This window comes from Streptomyces himalayensis subsp. himalayensis (assembly GCF_013778455.1).
In the GTDB taxonomy this organism is placed as follows: Bacteria; Actinomycetota; Actinomycetes; order Streptomycetales; family Streptomycetaceae; genus Streptomyces; species Streptomyces himalayensis.
In genome coordinates, this window is record NZ_JACEHE010000025.1 from 1 (window position 1) to 21,466 (window position 21,466).

Annotated in this window: 12 protein-coding genes and 1 pseudogene; 6 read left to right on the forward strand and 7 right to left on the reverse strand. The window is 68.6% G+C overall.

The window, feature by feature from the left end; genetic code table 11:
- Nucleotides 1–67: 67 nt before the first annotated feature.
- The 6 genes and pseudogenes from H1D24_RS31090 to H1D24_RS31115 form a co-directional block, all read right to left on the reverse strand.
- Nucleotides 68–1,111: pseudogene (locus H1D24_RS31090) on the reverse strand (glycoside hydrolase family 43 protein); the annotation flags it as partial.
- A 50-nt stretch (nt 1,112–1,161) separates the two neighbouring features.
- A complete protein-coding gene (locus H1D24_RS31095) occupies nt 1,162–3,651 on the reverse strand; it encodes a glycosyl hydrolase family 95 catalytic domain-containing protein (RefSeq protein WP_181661061.1) in 2,490 nt (829 codons plus the stop codon).
- A 222-nt stretch (nt 3,652–3,873) separates the two neighbouring features.
- Complete coding sequence (locus H1D24_RS31100; protein ID WP_181661062.1) at nt 3,874–5,853, reverse strand: glycoside hydrolase family 31 protein; 1,980 nt, start codon at nt 5,851–5,853, stop codon at nt 3,874–3,876.
- A 144-nt stretch (nt 5,854–5,997) separates the two neighbouring features.
- On the reverse strand, nt 5,998–6,819 hold the full coding sequence (locus tag H1D24_RS31105; RefSeq protein ID WP_181661063.1) for a carbohydrate ABC transporter permease: 822 nt from the start codon (nt 6,817–6,819) through the stop codon (nt 5,998–6,000).
- A complete protein-coding gene (locus H1D24_RS31110) occupies nt 6,819–7,844 on the reverse strand; it encodes a carbohydrate ABC transporter permease (RefSeq protein ID WP_181661064.1) in 1,026 nt (341 codons plus the stop codon). Before H1D24_RS31110 ends, H1D24_RS31105 begins: the two co-directional genes overlap by 1 nt.
- Nucleotides 7,841–9,211 carry an extracellular solute-binding protein gene (locus tag H1D24_RS31115; RefSeq protein WP_181661065.1) on the reverse strand — a complete coding sequence of 457 codons (1,371 nt, stop codon included), beginning with the start codon at nt 9,209–9,211 and terminating at the stop codon, nt 7,841–7,843. Before H1D24_RS31115 ends, H1D24_RS31110 begins: the two co-directional genes overlap by 4 nt.
- 1,328 nt (nt 9,212–10,539) lie before the next feature.
- Between H1D24_RS31115 and H1D24_RS31120 the strand changes: the two genes are divergently transcribed.
- From H1D24_RS31120 to H1D24_RS31140, 5 genes are all read left to right on the forward strand, one after another.
- Nucleotides 10,540–11,544: a LacI family DNA-binding transcriptional regulator gene (locus tag H1D24_RS31120; RefSeq protein ID WP_181661066.1), complete on the forward strand. Its 1,005-nt coding sequence runs from the start codon at nt 10,540–10,542 to the stop codon at nt 11,542–11,544.
- A gap of 255 nt (nt 11,545–11,799) precedes the next feature.
- Nucleotides 11,800–12,738, forward strand: a complete 939-nt coding sequence (locus H1D24_RS31125; RefSeq protein WP_181661067.1) for a family 43 glycosylhydrolase — start codon at nt 11,800–11,802, stop codon at nt 12,736–12,738.
- Nucleotides 12,739–13,110: 372 nt separating this feature from the next.
- Entirely contained in the window at nt 13,111–15,987 is a 2,877-nt protein-coding gene (locus H1D24_RS31130; RefSeq protein ID WP_374064451.1) for a glycoside hydrolase family 2 TIM barrel-domain containing protein, read from the forward strand.
- A gap of 62 nt (nt 15,988–16,049) precedes the next feature.
- Nucleotides 16,050–17,612, forward strand: coding sequence for an arabinosylfuranosidase ArfA (gene arfA / locus H1D24_RS31135; protein WP_181661069.1), 1,563 nt, complete (start codon nt 16,050–16,052; stop codon nt 17,610–17,612).
- 227 nt (nt 17,613–17,839) lie between these two features.
- Nucleotides 17,840–19,369 carry a glycosyl hydrolase family 28 protein gene (locus H1D24_RS31140; RefSeq protein ID WP_181661134.1) on the forward strand — a complete coding sequence of 510 codons (1,530 nt, stop codon included), beginning with the start codon at nt 17,840–17,842 and terminating at the stop codon, nt 19,367–19,369.
- A gap of 29 nt (nt 19,370–19,398) precedes the next feature.
- Here the strand turns inward: H1D24_RS31140 and H1D24_RS44415 are convergent, their stop codons facing one another.
- A complete protein-coding gene (locus tag H1D24_RS44415) occupies nt 19,399–19,566 on the reverse strand; it encodes a hypothetical protein (RefSeq protein WP_181661070.1) in 168 nt (55 codons plus the stop codon).
- A 147-nt stretch (nt 19,567–19,713) separates the two neighbouring features.
- On the opposite strand from H1D24_RS44415, the gene H1D24_RS31150 reads away from it, so the two are divergent.
- Entirely contained in the window at nt 19,714–21,411 is a 1,698-nt protein-coding gene (locus H1D24_RS31150; RefSeq protein WP_181661071.1) for an AbfB domain-containing protein, read from the forward strand.
- Nucleotides 21,412–21,466 lie beyond the last annotated feature (55 nt).

Below are 21,466 nucleotides of genomic sequence, written 5' to 3' on the forward strand. Positions count from 1 at the left end.
CTGCGGGCCTGCGGCGGAGAGTATCGCGACTGATCGTTTGTGATCAGGAATCGCTCTCTTGACCGCCGTAGGCACTCAGCAGCCGGTCGTACTCCGCCTGGGTAAGGGGGAGTACCGAGCCGTGCTTGGCCTCAGGGGGCAGTCGGTAGCTCGTCGACGGGATCCACTTCCCGGAGTCGAGATCGGTCGTCTCGAACGGGACGTAGTTGCGGCCCCCGAACTCGTCGATGAACATGTACCACTTCTCCTCCGTGTTCGACTTGAACACGGCCGGGCCCTCACCACGGCTGACAGCCCCCTCGCCGATGCGGTCGGCCACGAAATCGTATGTGGTGGAGGTCAGTTCGCGGGACTTCTCGGCGATGATGAGCTTCCCGCTGGGCGCGGAAGGTGTCTGGTCCCGCTCGTCCTTCGTGTAGCGGTAGTACACCCCGTTGTGCTTGATCACCGCTGAGTCGATCACGGCGTGCCCCGGATCGTGCCAGAGGGTGGGCTCGCTGAAGGTGCGGAAGTCCGTGGTGGTGGCGTACAGCATCCTCTGGTAGCTCGTTCCGGTGTGGTCCGGGTCGTCCTGGGCGTAGAGCTTCGAGGCCCAGAAGACGACGTATGTGCCGAGTTCGTCCGCGTAGCAGGCCTTCGGCGCCCAGGTGTTGCCGGCGGTGTCGGGGGACACCTTGACGAGGCGCTGACCGGTCCAGTTCACCAGGTCGGAGGAGTCCCACACCACGATCGACTTGCTGCCGGCGCGCTCGGCTCTGTCCCAGGTGAGCTGCACCTGGTCCTCGGCGTCGCCGGATGTCCGCAGATCCGTTGCGATCAGGTGGAACCTGTCGCCGTCGGGGGAGCGGATCACGAAGGGGTCGCGTACTCCCCGGGTGCCGAGGCTGGAGGTCAGGATGGGTTCTCCGTCGTTCAGTTCCCGGTAGTGCAACGGGTCGTTGCCGTGGCTGAGTGCCATCCGGATCCGTTCGTCGTCGACTGACGGGTTACCGACGAAATAGACGAGCAGATAGCCGACGTAGACCGGTTTCGGCTGATGCACAAACACTCCTGAGTGTGGTGGGGGGCAGGTCCGGAGGGAGCGGCGATCCGCGGGCCTCGCGAAGGACACCGGCGCACGCGGCGAAGCGCCCTGCGCGGTGTCCTCACTGGTCAGCGGCTTCAGCCGCCCTGGTCGTGTCCGCTCTGCTCCGGCCTGCGGTGCGCCTGGGCCGACGTACCCGTCGGCAGGGAGATCGTGATCTGTGTGCGTTGCCCGGTGGTGAGGGAGACGTTCCGGGCATGTGGGCCCAGCATGGAGGGACCGACCTGTGCGGGGGTGGTGACGGCCGTGATGCCGCGGCGGCTGATCAGCGTGACGTCCTGGGTCCGGTCCGAGGTGACGGTCACCGTCGTGGTGCCGCCGGACAGATCCCAGTCCAGGCTGTGCACGCGGATTCCGCCCCGGCCCCGGATGCCGGTGATCGTGCCCTTGTCCCACTGCTCGGGCAGAGCGGGAAGGAGTTCCAGAACACCCGGCCTCGTGTAGAGCAGCGCCTCGGCCAGTACGGCGGGCAGGGCGTTCGCCGCGTCGGCGTTGTAGATGTCCCGCCCGGGATTGTGGGAGGTCATCAGCGACCGGAAGAGCATGTCACTGCCGATGATCTTCCGGAGGTTGTCGTACACCTGGGCGCCGTCCTTGAGTCGGGCGGCCGCCAGGGCGCGGTGCAGGCTGCCGTGTGCGGAGAGGTTCTGGTCTCCGCGCGGTTCGAGCGCTTTGAGTGCCGGGGGCACGAGGTCGGGGCGTTCCTCCGGGTTGATCTCGTGGAGGGGCCAGGCGGCGTACAGGTGCTGGATGTGGCGGTGGTCGTAGTGGTCGGTCAGGCCGGGCCAGGACCATTCGGCGAGCGCGCCGTCCTCGTTGATCCGGTAGTCGGGGATGCTGTCGAGCAGTGCCGTCCAGCGTTCGACGCCCTCGCCGCTGCCCTGTTCGACGCCGAGGGCGCCCGCGGCGTCGATGGCGGCCTGGAGGGCGTGTCTGCCGGCCGTGATGTCGCCGGTGGCGTTGACGGACAGGTGCTCGCCCGTGTTGCCCGGGGCGTTCTCCATGGAGAAGGACGGCACGAAGACCGCCTTGCCGTTCGTGTCCGTGCGGGTGAGGAAGTCCTCGTAGAACAGGGCCAGTTCCATCAGGGCGGGGCCGAGCTTGTCACGCAGGAACGCCTGGTCGCCGGTGACCTCGTAGTACTCCAGGAGCGGGTGGAGCAGCCAGTCGGCGCCGCCTGTCCAGCAGTGGCCGGGGAAGTCGCCGCCGTTGAAGTGCAGCATGTGGCCGTACTCGCCGTCGGTACGGGAGGGGGCGAGGAAGCCGCGGGCGCCGTAAAGGTTCCTGGCGTTGGTGCGCCAGTGGTCGAGCTGGCCGAGGATCAGGTCGAAGTAGCCCTCCATGAGCTCGGTCAGGTCGAGGATGTTGCCGCCGGCCACCTGGAGGTTGACGTTGGCGTCGGTGGTGAAGTCACCGGCCCAGGCGGCGGTCCACGCGCCCGTCCAGATGCCGGTCAGGCGGGGCGGCAGGATGCCGCTGGAGCTGAGGAAGAGGTAGCGGCCGCAGTCGTAGAGCCGTTCCAGCAGGGCGGGGTCGATGACGCCGCGGTCGGCGTTCTGACGGGTGATCAGCTCGGTGGTCGACAGGCGGCGGTCGGCCTCGGGGACGTTCAGGTCGAGGCGGGAGCGGTCGTACAGCTGTGAGTGGATCTTCGTGTGCCGGGCGAGCAGTACCTCGTAGTCGGCTTCCAGGGCGGCCAGCCCCGCGTGCAGGGGTCGGGCGTCCCAGGCGGTGGGCGTCTCGTACCTGTCCAGTCGGGTCAGGAGGGTGAGCCTTGCCGCCCCTGTCACGACGACGGTCGAGCCGCTGACGGCGACCGTGCCGCCGGTGGGCGCGACGCGGGTGACGCCCTCGTAGCCGTAGGCGCCCAATCCCTCGGGGTAGGTGCCGCGCAGGTTCAGCCACCCGGAGCCCTCACCCACGTCGACCAGGGTGGTGAACGTCATGCGGGTGTGCAGGGTGTCGCCCCCGCTGTGGATGGTCGCGGTGTCGTCGAGCGCGGTGTGCACGCCCAGGGTGACGTCGACGGTACGGCCCGGGGCCGGCACCAGTTCGTGGACGACGACCCGGTCAGCGCGGGAGACGAAGACCCGGCGGGACCAGGTGCCGTGCGCGTCCGTCCAGGCGGAGGTGACCTGGCCCGTGCGGAAATCGGTGACCCGGACGTATTCGTCGGCGACGGGGTCCTCTGCGGTGGCGATCCGCAGCTCGTACGCGGGGTGGTAGGTCTGTGTCCAGCGCAGCTCCCACCCGGCGGCGAAGTCCCGGGAGGCTCCGGCGTAGTCCCCGGCCAGCGCCTTGTCCCGCACCGCTTCCAGCCGGTCGGCGAGCACCGGCGGGGTGACGTCGCGGGTGCCGTTCGGCAGGACGAGGCGGTGGTGGTCGAAGACGATCTTCTCCAGCGCCGTGTCCCCGTACACCACGGCCCCGTATTCGCCGTTGCCGGTGAGGAAGCCGTCGGTCCACGAATCGGCGGGAGCGGTGTCATGGATCCCGCGGTCGGGGAGCGCGACCAGGCCCGGCGTGGGCGAGATCGTGTCGCCCCCGGAAGGGCGTACGGAGTGCATGGCTTTCCTGTCTTTCGTGCGGAGGAGCGTCACGGTTCGGCGAGGACACAGGGGTGCCGGGACGCGGCCGGACTTCGTGGGAGGGGTAGGCGTGGGGCGCCCCCGGCCCGGTCGGGGCCCGCGGCGATTCCCGGCACTGGGCCCGAGGGGCGAAGTCCCCTCGGGCCGGGTGGCGGTGGCCTCCACGGTGCCGAGAAGTCCGAGGAGGCCACCGGGGTTCGGTCAGCTCAACCGCGCGGCGACGGCTGCCCCCTCGCGTACGAAGACGGGGATGCGCTCCAGCGGGGCGTCCGCGTCGAGCGTCGTACCGCCGTCCACCACACGTCCGGTGACCGGGTCGAGCCAGCGCGCTCCGGACGGCAGGTACACCCGGCGGGTCCGCGCGCCCGCCTCGTACACGGGCGCCACCAGCACATCGGGCCCGAGCAGGAACTGGTCGTCCACGTCCCAGGCGCGCTCGTCGTCGGGGAAGTCGAAGAACAGCGGGCGCATCGGCGGGGCGCCGGTGCGGTGTGCCTCCTCGGACAGCTCCCTCAGGTACGGGCGCAGCCGCTCGCGGAGCAGCAGGTGCTCCCGGAGGATGCCGTACGCCTCTTCGCCGTAGGACCAGACCTCGTTCGGCCCGCCGGTCATGTCCGCGGAGAACGTGGGGTGGTTGGGCTCACGGTCGCCGTGCAGGCGCATGACGGGGCTGAAGGTGCCGTACTGGAACCACCGGATCAGCACCTCGCGATAGGCGGGGTCGTCCGGGTTGCCGCCGCCGAAGCCGCCGATGTCGGTGTTCCACCAGGGGATGCCGCTCATCGCGACGTTCAGCCCGGCCCTGATCTGGCGCGACAGGGAGTCGAAGGTGGTGGGGATGTCGCCGGACCACAGCGCGGACCCGTACTTCTGGCTGCCGGCCCACGCGGACCGGACCAGGGACAGCGGCCGGTCGTCGCCCGCCTCGGCCAGGCCCTCGGCGACCGTACGGGTGTGCAGCACGGGGTAGAGGTGCGCGGCCTCGGCGGCCGGCCCGGCCGCGTAGACGGCGCGCTCGGCGACCTCCCGGGTCAGGTCGGGCTCGCAGGCGTCCAGCCAGAAGCAACTCACGCCCAGCGCGTAGTAGTTGTCGTGCAGCCGCTGCCACAGCGCGGCGCGTGCTCCAGGGTGGGTGGCGTCGTAGTACGCCATGGGGCGCATCGGCTCCTCGGCGCTGCGCGACGGCCATGGGAAGGTGAGGAGGCCGCCGTCCGCGTCCTGTACGAGGTGTCCGGACGCGCGCAGTTCGTCGAACGTGTCACTGCCGGGCTCGACGGTCGGCCACACCGAGACCGCGAGCCGCACCCCGAGTTCGGTCAGCTCCTTGACCATGGCGGCGGGGTCGGGCCACTCGCTCTCCTCGAAGCGCCAGTCACCCATCTTCGGCCAGTGGAAGAAGTCGCAGACGATGACGGACAGCGGCAGCCCACGCTCCTTGTACTGCCGTGCCACCGCGAGGAGTTCGTCCTGGGTGCGGTAGCGCAGCTTCGACTGCCAGAAACCGGACGCCCACTCGGGGAGGAGGGGTGGGCGTCCGGTGACCAGGGTGTACGCGTCGATGATCTGGGCCGGGGTGTCGCCCGCGGTGACCCAGTAGTCGACGCGCCCGCCGCCGTCGGCGACCCACCGGGTGGTGTCGGCGCCGAGTTCGACGCGGCCTGTGGCGGGGTTGTTCCACAGCAGTCCGTAGCCGCGCGAGGAATGCAGGAAGGGGATGCTGGCCACGGTGTTGCCCTGGACGAGGTCGATCACACAGCCCTTCTGGTCCAGGAGCCCGTGCAGATGCTGCCCGAGGCCGTGCAGCCGCTCACCGTCGTACCCCTCGAAGTGCTGTTCCGTACGGCCGCCCGCCGCGTGGATGCGGGGACCGTCGTGGTGGTGGTACGGGGTCTTGTCGGCGAGCAGTTCACGGCCCGAGTCGGCGTGCAGGAACCTCAGCCGGCCGTGGGCCGAGGCCTCGACGGCGAGGCGGCCGTTGACCAGGCGGGCGGAGCCGTCGTCGGATACGGACAACTCGGCGTCGGGGGAGGGCGGGAGGCTCTCCAGCGCGCCGGGGGCCGCGGGATCGACGGTCCCCGAGGAGGCCCGCACCCGGACGCCGTGGGGTCCCCATGGCTCGATGCGGAGGATCTCTTCGGCGGTGTGGCGTTCCAGGCCCCCCGCGCGGATGTTGTAGGACAAGGGATTCCTCTGTTCTTCTCAAGGGCCGCTGAACAAGCTTGTGCGGCCTTGAACCCAAAGCTTGGATCTACACGTAACTTTGCGTGGCCGCTGTGCTCCGCCTGTGCGTGCACGTGCGTCTGCACCGTGCTGCCCAGGCGCCCGTCATTTCAGTCCCGAGGTGGCGATTCCGGAGACGAAGCCGCGTTGCATGATCAGGAACAGTACGAGCACGGGCACGACGTACATCACGGCGCCCGAGGCGACGAGGTTGGGCATTGGTTCGCCGTGCGCGTTGACGTAGCCGCCGGCGAGCTTCACCGCGAGTGTGGTGTGCGCGTCGTCCAGGAACAGCGCGGGGCCGATGTAGTCGCCCCATGTCCAGCTGAAGGAAAGGATCATGCTGGTGGCGATGACCGGCCACGACTGCGGCAGGAAGATCCGCAGGAAGATCCGGAAGGTGCCGCAGCCGTCGACGATTGCCGCTTCCTCCAGTTCCTTGGGCATGTTGCTGAAGAACTGCCGGAACAGGAAGATCAGATACGGTGCGCCGCACAGTCCCCACAGCACCCACGGCATGTAGGTGTTGACCAGATGGAGTTTGGAGAACATCAGGTAGGTCGGGATCAGGGTGATGATCGTCGGCATCATCATCGTCGACATCAGGACGCCGAAGATGGCCCGCTTGCCGGGGGCGTTGAGCCGGGCGAAGCCGAATCCGGCCCAGGCCGAGGCGAGGGTGACCAGCACGGCGTAGAGCGTGGCGATGGTCAAGGAGTTGCGGGCGTAGCCGAGGTAGTCGAACGTGGTCAGTGCCCCGGCGAAGTTGTCCGGGTTCGGGTCGTGGGGCCACCAGTGGATGGGCAGAACCCGCAGCTCGGAGGCGTCCTTGAGTGCGGTGACCGCCAGCCAGCCGAAGGGACTGAGGAAGAGCGCGAGCAGCGCCACCAGGAGCATGTAGATGGCACTGCGGCGGGCGAAGACCATCACGCGTCTCCTATCGTGCGGGGCTTGTTCTTCGCCGATTCCGGCTCCACGGAGTAGAAGACGGCGCTCTTGCTGATTTTGAAGAGCAGGAGGGTGACGAGGATGATGATGGCGAAGAGGACCCACAGCATCGCCGAGGCGTAGCCGTAGCGTCCGTTGGCGAAGAACTGGGCGAAGACGTCGATCATGTAGAAGTAGTTGCTCTGGGGGACGGACGTCACCCCTGCCGGGGTGGGGTTGAGGGCGATCAGCAGCGGCGCGAAGCTCTGCAGCGTTGCGATGATTCCGGTGACGACCTGGAAGAAGATCACCGGGCTGAGCAGCGGCAGGGTGATGCGGGTGAAGGACTGAAAGGAGCTGGCGCCGTCGACCCGTGCCGCCTCGAGGAGTTCTCTGGGGATGTCCTGCAGGCCGGCCAGCGAGACGATCATGACGTTGCCGACGCCCCACATCGTCAGCACGATCAGCACCCAGCGGGCGTAGGGATCGGTCAGCCAGGAGATGCCGTTGATGCCGAGGAGGTCCAGCACGCCGTTGGCCGCGCCCGAGTCGCGGTCGAAGATGAGCTTGAAGGTGAGTGCCGCGCCGACCGGCGGGACGACGGCGGGCAGGTAGAGCAGGGTGCGGAACAGGCCGCGGGCGCGGATGGGCTGGTTGACCAGCACCGCCAGGATCAGTCCGGCAAGGATCGACAGCGGCACGGTGATTCCGGTGAACACCGCGGTACGGCCCAGGGAGGCCAGCGTGTCCGGGTCGGTGAAGACCTCACGGTAGTTGGCCAGGCCGACGAAGCGGCTGCGGTTGGACAGGCCGTCGGAGTTGGTGAAGCTCAGCCACAGCGCGTAGCCGAGCGGGTAGGCCGTCAGGCCCAGGAAGCCCAGCACCCAGGGGCCGGTGAACGCGTAGAACGCGCCCTGCCTGCGCTGCCTGAGGGAGAGCCGCTTGCGGCGCGGGCGGGCGGCCGCCCCCGAAGACGGGGACGGCACGACCCGGGCGGAGTCCTTCAGGAGCTGTCCGCTGCTCACCCCACCAGCTCCTTGCCCTGGGAGATCGCGGCGTTCATCTGCTTGTTCAGCGTGTCCGCGACCTTCCCGGCCGAGGTGCCTGACTTGACCGCACCCGGCAGCACCTTGTTGATCACCGCATCCAGGGCGGTCGACTGCACGTACGGAGTCATCGACATCACCTGCAGATACGGCAGCTCCTGCTCCTGCACCGCAAAGGCCTGCTTCTGGAAGGGCGTGGCCTGCGGCATCATCGAGCGCATCGACTTCAGCGCCGGGATACCCCAGCCGCCGCCGGCCCGCTCCTTGGCCGGCTTGCCGCCCATGTACCACTCGAAGAGCTTCCAGGCGACGTCCTTGTTCTTGGCCTCCTTGGGCATCCAGTAGCCGGTCGCGCCGAAGCAGGGGCTGATGCGGTGGCCGCCCAGCAGCGGCGCGGGCGCGAAACGGGTGACCTTGGCGAGTTTGGCGTCAGCGCCGATGGACCCGCCGAACCAGTAGCCGTCGCTGGCCATCGCCATCCGGTTGGCCTGGAAGGTGGGCCAGTCCCAGCCGTCCGGGTTCGGGTTGACCGGGCTCGGGCCGATGTTGGCCTTGGCATACTCCAGATACCAGCTCAGCGCCTTCAGCGCCTCGGGCGAGGAGAAGTCGACAGAAGCCAGGTCATCGGCGAACAGGCTGCCGCCCGCCGAGGCCGTCATCTGCTGGAACATCTGGATGTTGCCGCCCCCGGCATTCATGCCGTAGACCTTCACCTTGCCCAGCCGCCGCTTGACCAGCTGCTTGCCCAGATCCAGCCACTCGTCGTACGACAGCGGCTTGCTGGCGCTGGGGTGGTCCAGGTTCGCGGCGTCGAACATGTCGGTGCGATACCAGAACATCGCGTCCTGGCTCCAGTCCTTCGTGAAGCCATAGCGCGGGCCCGACCCCTGCTTCTTGCCGTCGAAACGCCACAGATCATTGACCGGGTCCAGGTCGGAGGCCTTGAGCACCGAGCTCTTGGCGAAGTATGGGTCCAGATCAGTCATCAGCCCGCGAGCGGCGAAGTACGGCGTGTCCAGCGCCCCGTAGCCACGGACCAGGGCCGGCGGGTTCTTGCTGGCCAGCATGGCGTTCAGCTTCGTCGGGTCATAGGCGATGAGGCTGATCTTCACACCCAGCGTCTGCGCCGCGTACGCGATGACCTCCTTACTGCCCAGCTCACTGTCGTTACTCATGACGGTGAGTGTCGTCTTACCGCCACCCCCGCCCGAACCGCTGCCGTCGGAACCACTCCCGTTGTCGACGGAAGCGGCACAGGCGGACAGCGCGGACGCGCCGAGCGCGGCACCGGCGGAGACGGCGAGGAAACGCCGTCTGTCGAGAGAGACTGAGGACGAAATAGGCATGCCTGTGAAACCTTTCGTGCGGATGCATACAGGGGATGCGGACAGACGAGTGCTGCGCGCAGGAAGGCATGAGGAGAGCGGGCGGGAGCGCGCGGTCTGCACTCAGCCGTGGTGCGGGGCCTCTTGCACCATGCGGTCTGCGCCTCGGTACGTCGACGGGATCAGACGCCGCCCCGTCCCAGGGGCGGTCGGCAGCGCTGCCCATGCGTGGGCAGGCTTCCCAGTGTCGAGCGAGGCAGTGAACGCCGTAGCTGAACGGCATGCCCGAGGACGGAGGAAGGACCAGGCTGGTCCTGCATCCGGCGCTTCATCGGGAACACGGGCAGTGGCACGGGTGTCCCGGCGGCTGCCGGGCATTTTCAGGATCGCTTCATCGCGCACCTCTCCCACCGTCGGCTTCCGCCGGCGCGGCAGTTCTGAGTGTTGGGGGAGATAGTCCCGGATCGTCGGCTCGGCGGAAATATAGGTCCGGCAAAGGCCGCACCGCGAAACCGGTCACTGAAGGGACTTCGGCGAACGTTAGGTGCGTCCATTCGAGGGTGTCAAGAGGGTTGGATTACCCCGCCGGCGAGGGCTGACGATCCTACGGCTGAGCAAGTCGGTGCACGGCTCTTGACGCCTGGGGCATCACGGTGGCAGATTTTTTTACCGGTACAAGCAAGCCCCGCACAGTGGGTCATTACTGACCCGCCAGAGCCGCGTGGCCGGCCGTGCCGTGCTGCACCTGCTCGCAACCCGACGGCCCGACGGCCCGAGGTCTGAACACGCCACCACATCACCGCTGGAGTACGTCCGTGCCAACTCCCACCGTGGTCATCACCGTCGGCATCGAGCGACCGAAGATCAGCCGCAACCTGAAAGGCCACGTCACCGAGCAGCTGGGCCGCTGCGGCCAGGGCGGCCTACGGGGCGAGCAGGACTCGCCGATGTTCAGCAGGAGCGGCATCCGCCTGGGCTTCGTGTGGCCCCTGCGCATCTCGGACATCCCCAACTCGCGTCGGCCGGAGGGCTGTTTCGCCGACGCCCGCGGCCGGAGGGACGGAACCGGTCCGCCAGGCGAGCGGCCGAGACGGCACCCCCGTGACCGAGGGCGAGGTCGTCGCTCACGGGGCCTTCATGAACGAGCGCACGCCGCCGCACGGCTCGCGAGATGTGAGCCGAGACGGGACCCTGAATCGCTCATGCCGACACAGGGCAGAAAGACGTATAGGATTCTGTGCGCTGTCTTTCCGTGCCGGAGAAAGAATTCTTTTTCACCGGGGCACGGCACAGGCAAATGCCGGACGCAGTATCCGGGTGAGACCCAAGACCGCAGACCGGGGGCGAACGTGGCAACGATTCGGGATGTCGCTAAGGCGGCCGGAGTCTCGGCGATGACCGTCTCGAACGTCATCAACGATCACCCGAACGTGCGCCCGGCAACGCGGGAGAAGGTCCTCGAGGCAATGGCGCGGCTCGACTACCGCGTCAACGTCGCGGCCCGCAATCTCAGCAAGGGCCGCACCGGCACCATCGGACTCGCCGTCCCCCAGGTGAACAGCCCCTATTACAGCCGGCTCGCCACCACCGTCATCACCGCGGCCGAGCGTCACAACCTGAGGGTGAGCATCGAGCAGACCGGCGCGTCGCGGGAGAACGAACTCGCCGCGCTGTCGCTGTCACGTAACCGTCTCTACGACGGGCTCATCCTCTGCGCCGCAGGACTGGGGCCGGCCGATGCCGAGCGGCTCAAGGTGGATCACCCGGTGGTCATCCTGGGCGAGCGGAGCTTCGGCGGTCCCGTGGACCATGTCGCCATGCCCAATGTCGACGCCGCCGAGGCGGCCACCGGCCACCTGATCGAGCGGGGCTGTCGACGTATCGCGATCCTCTGCGGGGGCATCGACGAAGTCGACACCTCCGGCCTCCGGCTCAGGGGCTACCGGCAGGCGCTTGAAAAGGCCGGCCTGCCTGCGGATCCGGCCCTGACACAGACGGTGGACAAGCCGGACATGGCCGAGGGTGCCGAACGGGCCCGGAAGATGGTCGAGAGCGGACTCGACTTCGACGGCTTGTTCTGCGAGAACGACTCCGTGGCCATGGGTGCGCTGCGGGGCCTGGCAAGTGCCGGGGTGCGGGTGCCGGAGCAGGTCAAGGTCATCGGCTTCGACAACGTCAAGGAGAGCGAGTTCCTCGTCCCTTCGCTGTCCACCGTCGACCCCGACCACGACGCGATGGCCGAACGGGCGGTCGACCTCCTGATCAGGCGCATCGAGGCGACCGAGCCCGGAGCGGAGCACGAAGAGTTCGTCAGCTCCTTCTCCCTGGTGATCCGGGAGTCGACAGGCGGCTGAGCGGGCCGTCCGGGCGTGGCCGTCCAGGGTCGCGCACTTGGGCAAGGCGTACGATCGCCGGCCCTGCCGAGCCCCGTCGGTCCAGCCTCCCCGAGGTCCCCGCGGCGCTGACCGCCGTTGCCACAGGCAGGCCCTTCCCTGTTCCTCCGTGCCCACCCTCACGCCTCGCCTCGCCTGGCCGCCGACCGGGAAGCGAGTGCCGCCGCCGCACCGCCCCGGTTCTTCAGACCACTCCACAGACAAGGGAGACCACCGGTGAACGCCGTAGCCGACGCCCCCCTGTTCCGCGACCCCGTATATGACGGGGCGGCAGACCCCGTCGCCGTCCACCACCGCCAAAGCGGCGAATGGTGGCTCGTCTACACCAACCGCCGCGCCACAGCCCCAGGCCCTGGCTTCGCCTGGGTGCACGGTACCGACTTGGGCGTGGCCGCCTCCGCAGACGGCGGCCGCACCTGGACATGCCGGGGCACTCTCACCGGCTTGGAAACCGAGTGGGGGAGAAACACCTTCTGGGCACCGGAGATCATCTGGCACGACGGCCTGTACCACATGTACGTCAGCTACATCCGCGGCGTACCCGACTCCTGGACCGGAGCCGCCCACATCCGCCACTACACCAGCCCCGACATGCTGGAGTGGACGTATCTCGGGGAGCTCGACCTCGACTCCGACCAGGTCATCGACGCATGCGTGTACCCACTGCCGGGCGGTGGCTGGCGGATGTGGTTCAAGGACGGTTCCCGGGGCTCGATCACCTGCGCCGCCGACAGCCCCGACCTCTACCACTGGCGGCCCACCGGCGTGGTGCTCGATCACCGCGGGCACGAGGGCCCCAACGTCTTCGAGTTGGGCGGCCACTACTGGATGATCGTCGACGAGTGGCGCGGACAGGGAGTGCTGCGGTCGGACGACCTGACGACCTGGGAACACCAGGGGCTGATCCTGGACTCTCCGGGCAGCCGTCCCGACGACGGCAACATCGGCCTCCATGCCGACGTGGTCGTCCAGGGAGAGACGGCCTACATCTTCTACTTCACACATCCCGGCCGCCCCGCATACACCAACGATGACGACGGCACCCTGGCCACCCGCCGCTCCTCGCTCCAGGTCGCCGCCGCACGAGTCGTCGACGGCAGACTGCACTGCGACCGCGATGAGCCCGTCCGACTCGATCTGACCGCCATGCCGTAGGTCTTCCGAGCGCGAGTCGCAAGGACAGCGCCTGTCGCCGGCGTGCTCGACACCGCGTATGCCGGTGCGGCAAGCGCTTTCTCAAGTAGTCGCAGTCGTCAAGTAGTCGCAGTCGTCAAGTAGTCGCAGTCGTCGAGTAGTCGCACTCGTCTCAGGGCCACCGGCCGAGTACCAGGCCCGAAGGCCACACCAACCATTCGACCCCGCCACGGAGGGCGTTCCATGACCCTGCACACCCCGACGAGCCAACGGCTTGCTTCGTTCAGCCCCGGCGAGGGGCGTCTGGCGCCGAGGGCGAGCGCCCGCAGCGACGTCCGGAGGCTCGATCTGGACGGTCGGTGGCGGTTCCGGCTCAGGCCTTCGGTCCGGGAGATGACCGAAGGGTTTCAGGAGGCCGGGTTCGACGACTCGGCATGGGACCACCTGCGCGTTCCCGGCATGTGGCAGATGGAAGGCCTGCGTGACGAGAACGGAGACCTCCTGGACGCGGGGCAGGGCCGCTTCGGTCTGCCCGCCTACACCAACATCGTCTACCCCTTCCCGGTGGATCCGCCGCACCCGCCGGAGGACAACCCCACCGGCGAGTACCGCCGGGAGTTCACTCTCGACTCCGTCGCTCCCGGCGCGCGCTGGGTGCTGCGTTTCGAGGGTGTGGACTCGCACTTCACGGTCTGGCTGAACGGCACGGAGCTCGGCTGGGCGACGGGCAGCCGGCTGCCCGCCGAGTTCGATGCCACCCCCGCGCTGCGGGAGGGCCGCAATGTAGTGGCCGTCCGGGTCCATCAGTGGTCCGCCGGGAGCTACCTCGAAGACCAGGACATGTGGTGGCTCTCCGGTATCTTCCGCTCCGTCCACCTGATCGAGCGGCCCGCGGGTGCCATCGGCGACCACTTCGTGCACGCGGACTTCGACCACCGCACCGGCGAGGGACTGCTGCTCGTCGAGTGCGACGTCCCCGCCGTGATGGACATCCCCGAACTCGGCGTCACCGGCCTGCCCGCGGGCGAGCCGCACAGGATCGCGCACGTCGAACCTTGGACGGCCGAGACGCCCCGGCTGTACGCGGGCACACTCCGGTCCGAGGGGGAGACGCTCACCCTCTCCGTGGGCTTCCGCACCGTGAAGATCGTCGACGGGACCATCACCGTCAACGGCTCGCCCATCCGCTTCAGGGGCGTCAACCGGCATGAATGGCACCCGGAGACCGGCCGCACCCTCGATCTGGAGACCATGCGCGCCGACGTTCTGCTGATGAAACAGCACAACATCAACGCGGTCCGCACCAGCCACTACCCGCCCGACTCCCGATTCCTCGACCTGTGCGACGAGTACGGCCTGTGGGTGATCGACGAATGCGACCTGGAGACACACGGGTTCGGCATGCTCGGCTGGAAGAACAACCCGTCCGCCGACACCCGCTGGCGCGACGCCCTCATGGACCGGGTCCAGCGGATGGTCGAACGCGACAAGAACCACCCCAGCGTCGTCATGTGGTCGATGGGCAACGAAGCCGGCGAGGGTGACAACATCCGGGCGATGGCCGAGTGGACCCGCCGCCGCGACCCGGACCGCCTCGTCCACTACGAGGGCGACTACGACAGCCCCTACGTGGATGTCTACAGCAGGATGTACGCCCCCCTCGACGAGGTCGCCCTCATCGGGATGCACGCCGAGCCCCGCACCGTCGACGCCGCGGCCGACTCACACCGCCGACGGCTGCCGTTCATCCTCTGCGAGTACGCGCACGCGATGGGCAACGGCCCGGGCGGCCTGTCCGAGTACGAGGAGCTGTTCGACCGGTATCCCCGGCTGCACGGCGGCTTCGTGTGGGAGTGGATCGACCACGGCATCCTCCAGAAGACCACCGAGGGCCCGGACGTCGGCCGGCCCTTCTACGCCTATGGGGGCGACTTCGGTGAGGTGGTCCACGACGGCAACTTCATCGCTGACGGACTGGTCTTCCCCGACCGCACGCCCTCGCCAGGCCTCGTCGAGTACAAGGCCGTCATCGCCCCCGTACGTATGCGACTGGAGCACGCGCCGAACCGGCTGGCGCTGCTGATCCGCAACGGCTTCGACTTCCTCGACACATCCCTCCTCGCCTTCGGCTGGCGCCTGGAAGCCGACGGGAGCCTGCTGGCGGACGGCGTCCTGGACCTGCCGCCGATTCCGGCCCGTGCGAGCCATGAGGCGGCCCTCGACGAAGTGGTCACCACGGTTCCGTCGGCCGGCGGCGAACAGGTCCTGACCGTGCGTGCCGTGCTGGCCAAGGACCACAACGGGGTCCCGGCCGGACACGAGATCGCCTTCACGCAGCTGGTGCTGCCGATGCCCGGAAAGCCGTGCCGCAACCCGGTCCCCGTCCCCCCGCAGCGCACGGCAGGGGGATGGACATTGGGTGAGGCTGAGTTCACCGCCCACGGCGAACTCGTCCGGCTCGGCGACCTGGCGCTGGTCGCTCCCCGACTCGACCTCTGGCGAGCCCCCACGGACAACGACCGCGGCGGAGAAGGACACGTACGGGTGTGGAGGGAACTGGGCCTGCACCGGCTCGTGCACCGCACCGTCGACTGCGCCGTCCACGGTGAGCAGTTGGTCGTCGACACCGTCAGCCGGGCCGCCGGCCAGGACGGAGGCATGGTGGGCCGCTGGACGTGGACCGCATACGACTCCGGAGCCCTCGAGCTGAAGCTGGACCTCACCCCGACCGGCCAACTCGACACCGGCCGTGGGGATGCGCGCCACGGGGAGGTGCTGCCGCAGCCGGCCACTCTGCCGAAACTCGGGATCCGGCTCGGTCTGCCGGGCGGCGCGGCAGGCCTCGACTGGTACGGGTACGGGCCCGGCGAGTCCTACCGCGACAGCGGGCGGGCCGCGCGCCTCGGCAGGTTCCACGCCACCGTGGAGGAACTGCAGACCCCCTATGTGCGGCCTCAGGAGAACGGCAACCGCAGCGGCGTGCGCGAAGCGGCGATCCGCTGGGCTGACGGCCAGGTGCTGGACCTCTCCGCACCCACCGGCATCGACCTGTCCCTGCGGCCGTGGACGGCCGAGGCGATGGAAGCGGCACAGCACACCAGCGACCTCGTCCCGGACGGCACCCTCTGGCTCACCCTCGACCTGGCCCACCACGGGCTCGGCAGTGCCTCATGCGGCCCGGACGCCTTTCCGCAGCACCGTCTTCACCCCCACTCGGCGACCCTCACCGTCCGCTTCCACATCGGTGACACGGAAGGGACGCCGGCCTGAACCGCCAGGAACCGATGCGCGACGGCTGGCCCACGCTCAAGCAGCTCTGCGGAAAGGACCCCATGAGCACCCGTACTGCCGAGGCTGTTCCCACCCGCCCGGCCCGCTTCACCCTCGACCCCGCTTTCACCGTCGGCGAGGTCAACCCCCGCCTCTTCGGCTCCTTCGTCGAACACCTCGGCCGCTGCGTTTACACCGGAATCTTCGAGCCGGACCACCCCTCGGCCGACGAGGCGGGCATGCGCACGGACGTACTGGACCTGATCCGCGAGCTCGGCGTCACCACGATCCGTTACCCCGGCGGTAACTTCGTCTCCGGCTACAAGTGGGAGGACTCGGTCGGCACGGTGGAGTCGCGTCCGCGCCGCCTCGACCTCGCCTGGAGGTCGACCGAGACCAACCGCTTCGGCCTGTCCGAGTACATCGCCTTCCTGAAGAAGATCGGCCCGCAGAGCGAGCCGATGATGGCGCTGAACCTCGGCACGCGCGGCGTCGCCGAGGCCCTGGAACTCCAGGAGTACGCCAACCACCCGGTCGGCACGGCCCTGTCCGACCTCCGCGTCTCCCACGGCGACAAGGAACCCTTCGGCATCCGGCTGTGGTGCCTCGGTAACGAGATGGACGGCCCCTGGCAGACCGGCCACAAGACCGCCGAGGAGTACGGCCGCATCGCCGCCGAGACGGCCCGCGCCATGCGCCAGATCGACCCGTCCGTGGAACTGGTCGCCTGCGGCTCCTCCTACCAGGGCATGCCCACCTTCGCCAAGTGGGAGGCGACGGTCCTGCAGGAGACGTACGACCTCGTCGACTACATCTCCCTGCACGCCTACTACGAGCCCAGGGACGGCGACGTCGACTCCTTCCTCGCCTCCGCCGTCGACATGGAGTCCTTCATCGAGAACGTGGTCGCCACCTGCGACCACGTAGGCGCGAGGCTCAAGTCGAAGAAGCAGATCAACCTCTCCTTCGACGAGTGGAACGTCTGGTACACCGCGGAGTGGCTCGCGATCGAGAACTCCGCCTCGCGGGACTGGGCCGAGGCACCCCGTCTGCTGGAGAACCACTACAGCGTCCTGGACGCCGTGGTCTTCGGCTCCCTCCTGATCGCCCTGCTCCGCCACGCGGACCGGGTGACCGTCGCCTGCCTCGCCCAGCTCGTCAACGTCATCGCCCCGATCCTGACCGAGCCGGGCGGCCCGGCCTGGCGGCAGACGACGTTCTTCCCCTTCGCGCAGGCCTCGAAATACGGCCGCGGCCAGGTCCTGGACGTGCGTGTGGACTCACCGACGTACGAGACGGAGAAATACGGCGAGGCCGACCTGCTGCACGCCACCGCCGTGGGCGCTGAGGACGGTTCGGTCACCGTCTTCGCCGTCAACCGCAGCCGCACAGAATCCCTTCCCCTGCAAGTCACCCTGAACGGCCTCGCGTTGACGTCGGTCGTCGAACACAGCGCACTCGCCGACGCCGACCCCGACGCCCGCAACACCCTCACGGATCCGGCACGCGTGACACCGCACCAGGTCTCCGGGACCACCCTGAGCAACGGCACCCTCAGCGCCGAGCTCGAACCGCTGTCCTGGAACATGATCCGGCTCGCCCAGTACTTCAGTCCGCCAGCTTGACGCCTGACAGCGGCCCGAGCAGACACGCACGGGCCGAGGCAACCGACTCCACCCAGATCAGGCGACCTCACCATGTGCTTCGGCGCGACGCTACGGGCGTTCGACGACAGCGACCGATGACGTGGGGCCGCACATCAGGCAACCCGTGTTCCCACACGGCTGCCGCCTTGCACGAATCACCCTTCCAGAAATCGTTACTTGTCACTCGTACTCCAGGAGCCGACATGATGAACTCGTCCCTGTCCCGGCGCAGCGCCCTGACGGCCGCCGGTGCCGTCGCAGCTTCCGCCACCGGCCTCGTGGGCGTTGCCCGCGGCGCCACCCCGGCGGCGGAGGCGTCCGACGCCGCGGGCGACAGAGTGGTTGTCCACCCGACCCTCCCGCAGGTCCCCCTCAACACCGCCTTCACCGTCAAGGTCCGCCCGGCCGGCGGCACCTGGCAGACGCTGGACGTTTACCGGGTCAGGCTCGCGCTCATCAACCCGATCACCGCCCGCAACGAGGCCCCGCTTTCATCGATGGCGGCCTTCGACTTCTCCGGCACCGTCGAGGTCGAGGTCACCTACAACCCCGGCGGTTTCGAAAAGGTCCGCATCCGCCCGGACTCCTACGGCATCAAGCCCGAGGTGCTCGGCAGCACCGCCCGCTTCACCCTCGACCGCCCCCGCAACCTCGTCATCCAGGTCGACGACAAGATCTTCGACTGCCTGCACCTGCTCGCCAACCCCATCGAGCAGGACCCGCCCCAGCAGGGCGACAAGAAGGTCATGTACTTCGGGCCCGGTTACCACACCCGCCCCGACGGCAAGCTGACCGTGCCCGATGGCACCACCGTCTACCTGGCCGCCGGCGCCGTCCTCACCGCGAACGTGATCTTCGAGGGGGTGGAGAGTGGCCGCCTGATCGGCCGCGGCGTCATCTACACCCGCACCGGCGGCGCGATCTCCGTCCACGACTCCCAGAACGTCCACATCGACGGCATCACGGTCCTCAACCCTCGGTACAACTCGGCCAACGTCGCCGAGTCCAACAACGTCACCATCACCAACCTGCGCTCCTTCAGCGCCGACGGCTGGGGCGACGGCATCGACATCTACTGCTCCGAGAACGTCACCATCGACGGCTGCTTCCTGCGCAACTCCGACGACTGCATCGCCATCTACACGCACCGCAACGACTGGTACGGCGACACCCGCAACATCACCGTCAAGAACTGCACCCTCTGGGCCGACGTCGCCCACCCCATCAACGTCGGCATCCACGGCAACCCCGACCCCAACGCCCCCGAGGTGTTGGAGAACCTGCGCTTCGAGAACATCGACATCCTCGACCACCGCGAGCCGCAGGTGAGCGCCCAGGGCTGCATCGCCCTCAACCCCGGCGACGGCAACCTCATCCGCGATGTCAGGTGCGACAACATCCGCGTCGAGGATATCCGCTGGGGCCAGCTCGTCCAGATGCGGGTCACCTACATGCCGAAGTGGAACACCGCACCCGGCCGCGGCATCGAGAACGTCTACATCAAGGACCTCAGCTACAACGGCACCCACGCCGACCTGTCGATCATCGTCGGCCTCGACGCGGACCACGTCATCAAGGACGTCACCTTCGAGAACCTCCGTATCAACGGCAGGGTGATCCGCGACAGCGGGGGCAAGCCCGCGTGGTACCTGGCCTCGGACGGCGTGCCGATGTTCGTCAACGAGCACGTGCAGAACCTCCGGTTCCTCACCACCGAGGAGGCCGCCGCGCAATGAGTCTCCAGGCGCCCGGAGCGGCCGGCCCCTCACTGTCCAATCCGGGCGCCGAGGAGCCCGCCGAGGTGACACGCGACTAGCGCGGGGGAGCGGTCGGCGAGCCGACCGCTCAGCCTGCACACACCGCGCTCGGCCACACCGCCGAGGCCTACGACGATCCGGACTTCCGCGCCCATCTCCTCGGCGGACTCCGCCACGTGGCACGCCTGCCGTGATCGCCCGCGGCCGCAGCGCACAGCAAGGACCGGACCACCCCGGTGTGATCGTGGGACGACAGCACCCGGGTGGCCCGCACGGCACGACGTCTCCGAAGGTCCGACTCCCTACCAGACAGGAGAGACACCGTGAGCCGCACAAATACGCACAAAGCGCAGTCTGCCGACGGAATCAGCCGGCGCGGGATGCTGAAGGCCGCCGGCGGGCTCGCCCTCGCCTCAGCGGCGGGCACCGGCGCCGCAACCCTCCTCGGCGGCACGGCCAGCGCCGCCCCGGCCACCTTCACCCACCCCGGCATGCTCCACACCCAGGCCGACTTCGACCGCATGCGCGCGATGGTGAACGCGGGCTATCAGCCCTGGAAGGCGGGCTGGGACCGGCTGGTCGCCAACGGCCACTCGGCCGCCGGCTGGACCCCCCGACCGCAGAAGATGGTCTTCCGCGGCGGCTCGGACCCGCAGAACTACCCGATCCTCTACAACGACATCCACGCCGCGTACCAGAACGCGCTGCGCTGGAAGGTCACCGGCAACACCGCACACGCCGACACCGCGCGGGACATCTGCAACGCCTGGTCGGGGACGCTGGAGGGCATCGGCGGAGGCTCCGAAGTCGTGCTCCTGGCGGGCATCTACGGGTACCAGTTCGCCAACGTCGGCGAGATCATGCGCGGCTACCCCGGCTTCGACCTGGCCCGTTTCAAGGCCATGATGCTCACCTACTTCTATCCGGCGAACCACGACTTCCTGAACCGCACCACCAATTGCTGGGGCCATTACTGGGCGAACTGGGACCTGTGCTCCATGGCCTCGCTCATGGCCATCGGGATCCTCTGCGACGACCCGGCCAAGTTCGACGAGACGGTGGACTACTTCTACAACGGCGCAGGCAACGGCTCGCTGGCCAACGCGATCCCCTACGTCTACAACGACGTGGGCCTGGCCCAGTGGCAGGAGAGCGGACGCGACCAGGCCCACAGCATCATGGGCATCGGCCTGATGGGCACCATCTGCGAGATGGCCTGGAACCAGGGCGTCGACCTCTACGCCGCGGACGACTCCAGGTTCCGCAAGGCATGCGAGTACGTCGCGCGGTACAACCTCGGCTACGACGTGCCGTACACCACCTACATCTGGAGAAACGGCCCGCACTGCGTGGAAACGGCGCAGACCGTCATCTCCGAAAGCGGCCGTGGCCAGTGGCGCCCGGTCTGGGAGCGGGTCTACCACCACTACGCCATCAGGCGCGGCATGGCCATGCCGAACACCGGCGACATGGTGGCCCGCGTCAGGCCCGAGGGAGGCGGCGGCGACTACGGCACGACCAGCGGCGGCTTCGACGAACTCGGCTTCGGCACGCTGGCCTACGCCCGGGAGTCCGGCACGGCCACCCTGCCGACCGGCGCCCGCTCGCTCCAGTCGGTGAACCTCCCCACCCGCTACATCCGCCACCAGAACTACCTCGGCTACCTCCACGAGGTGACCGCCGCCAGCACCACCCAGGTCAAGCAGGACGCCACGTTCACGATCGTCCCCGGCCTCGCGGCCCCCAACGGCTACTCCCTCCGCGCCGCCAACGGCCAGTACCTGCGCCACAACAACTTCCGCATCCGCCTCGCCGCCGACGACGGCACGGCCGCCTTCCGCTCGGACGCCACCTTCATCCCACGCCCCGGCACCGCCAGCGGCAGCGTCCGGCTGGAGTCGTCCAACTTCCCCGGCCGCTTCCTGCGCCACCGCAACTACGAGCTGTGGCTCGACTCCTACGACGCCACCCAGCTCTTCCGCGACGACAGCTCCTTCCGGGCCGTCACACCCTGGGCCTGAGCCGCTTCGCGCCGGCGGCGGCCGTGCCGGCACTCGGCCCGGCGAGATCCCGTAC

Excerpts from the sequence above, each read along its gene's own strand:
- H1D24_RS31095 (WP_181661061.1), bottom strand. The coding sequence starts at position 3,651 with ATGCACTCCGTACGCCCTTCCGGGGGCGACACGATCTCGCCCACGCCG.
- H1D24_RS31105 (WP_181661063.1), bottom strand. The coding sequence starts at position 6,819 with ATGGTCTTCGCCCGCCGCAGTGCCATCTACATGCTCCTGGTGGCGCTG.
- H1D24_RS31115 (WP_181661065.1), bottom strand. The coding sequence starts at position 9,211 with ATGCCTATTTCGTCCTCAGTCTCTCTCGACAGACGGCGTTTCCTCGCC.
- H1D24_RS31130 (WP_374064451.1), top strand. The coding sequence starts at position 13,111 with ATGACCGAAGGGTTTCAGGAGGCCGGGTTCGACGACTCGGCATGGGAC.
- arfA (WP_181661069.1), top strand. The coding sequence starts at position 16,050 with ATGAGCACCCGTACTGCCGAGGCTGTTCCCACCCGCCCGGCCCGCTTC.
- H1D24_RS31140 (WP_181661134.1), top strand. The coding sequence starts at position 17,840 with ATGAACTCGTCCCTGTCCCGGCGCAGCGCCCTGACGGCCGCCGGTGCC.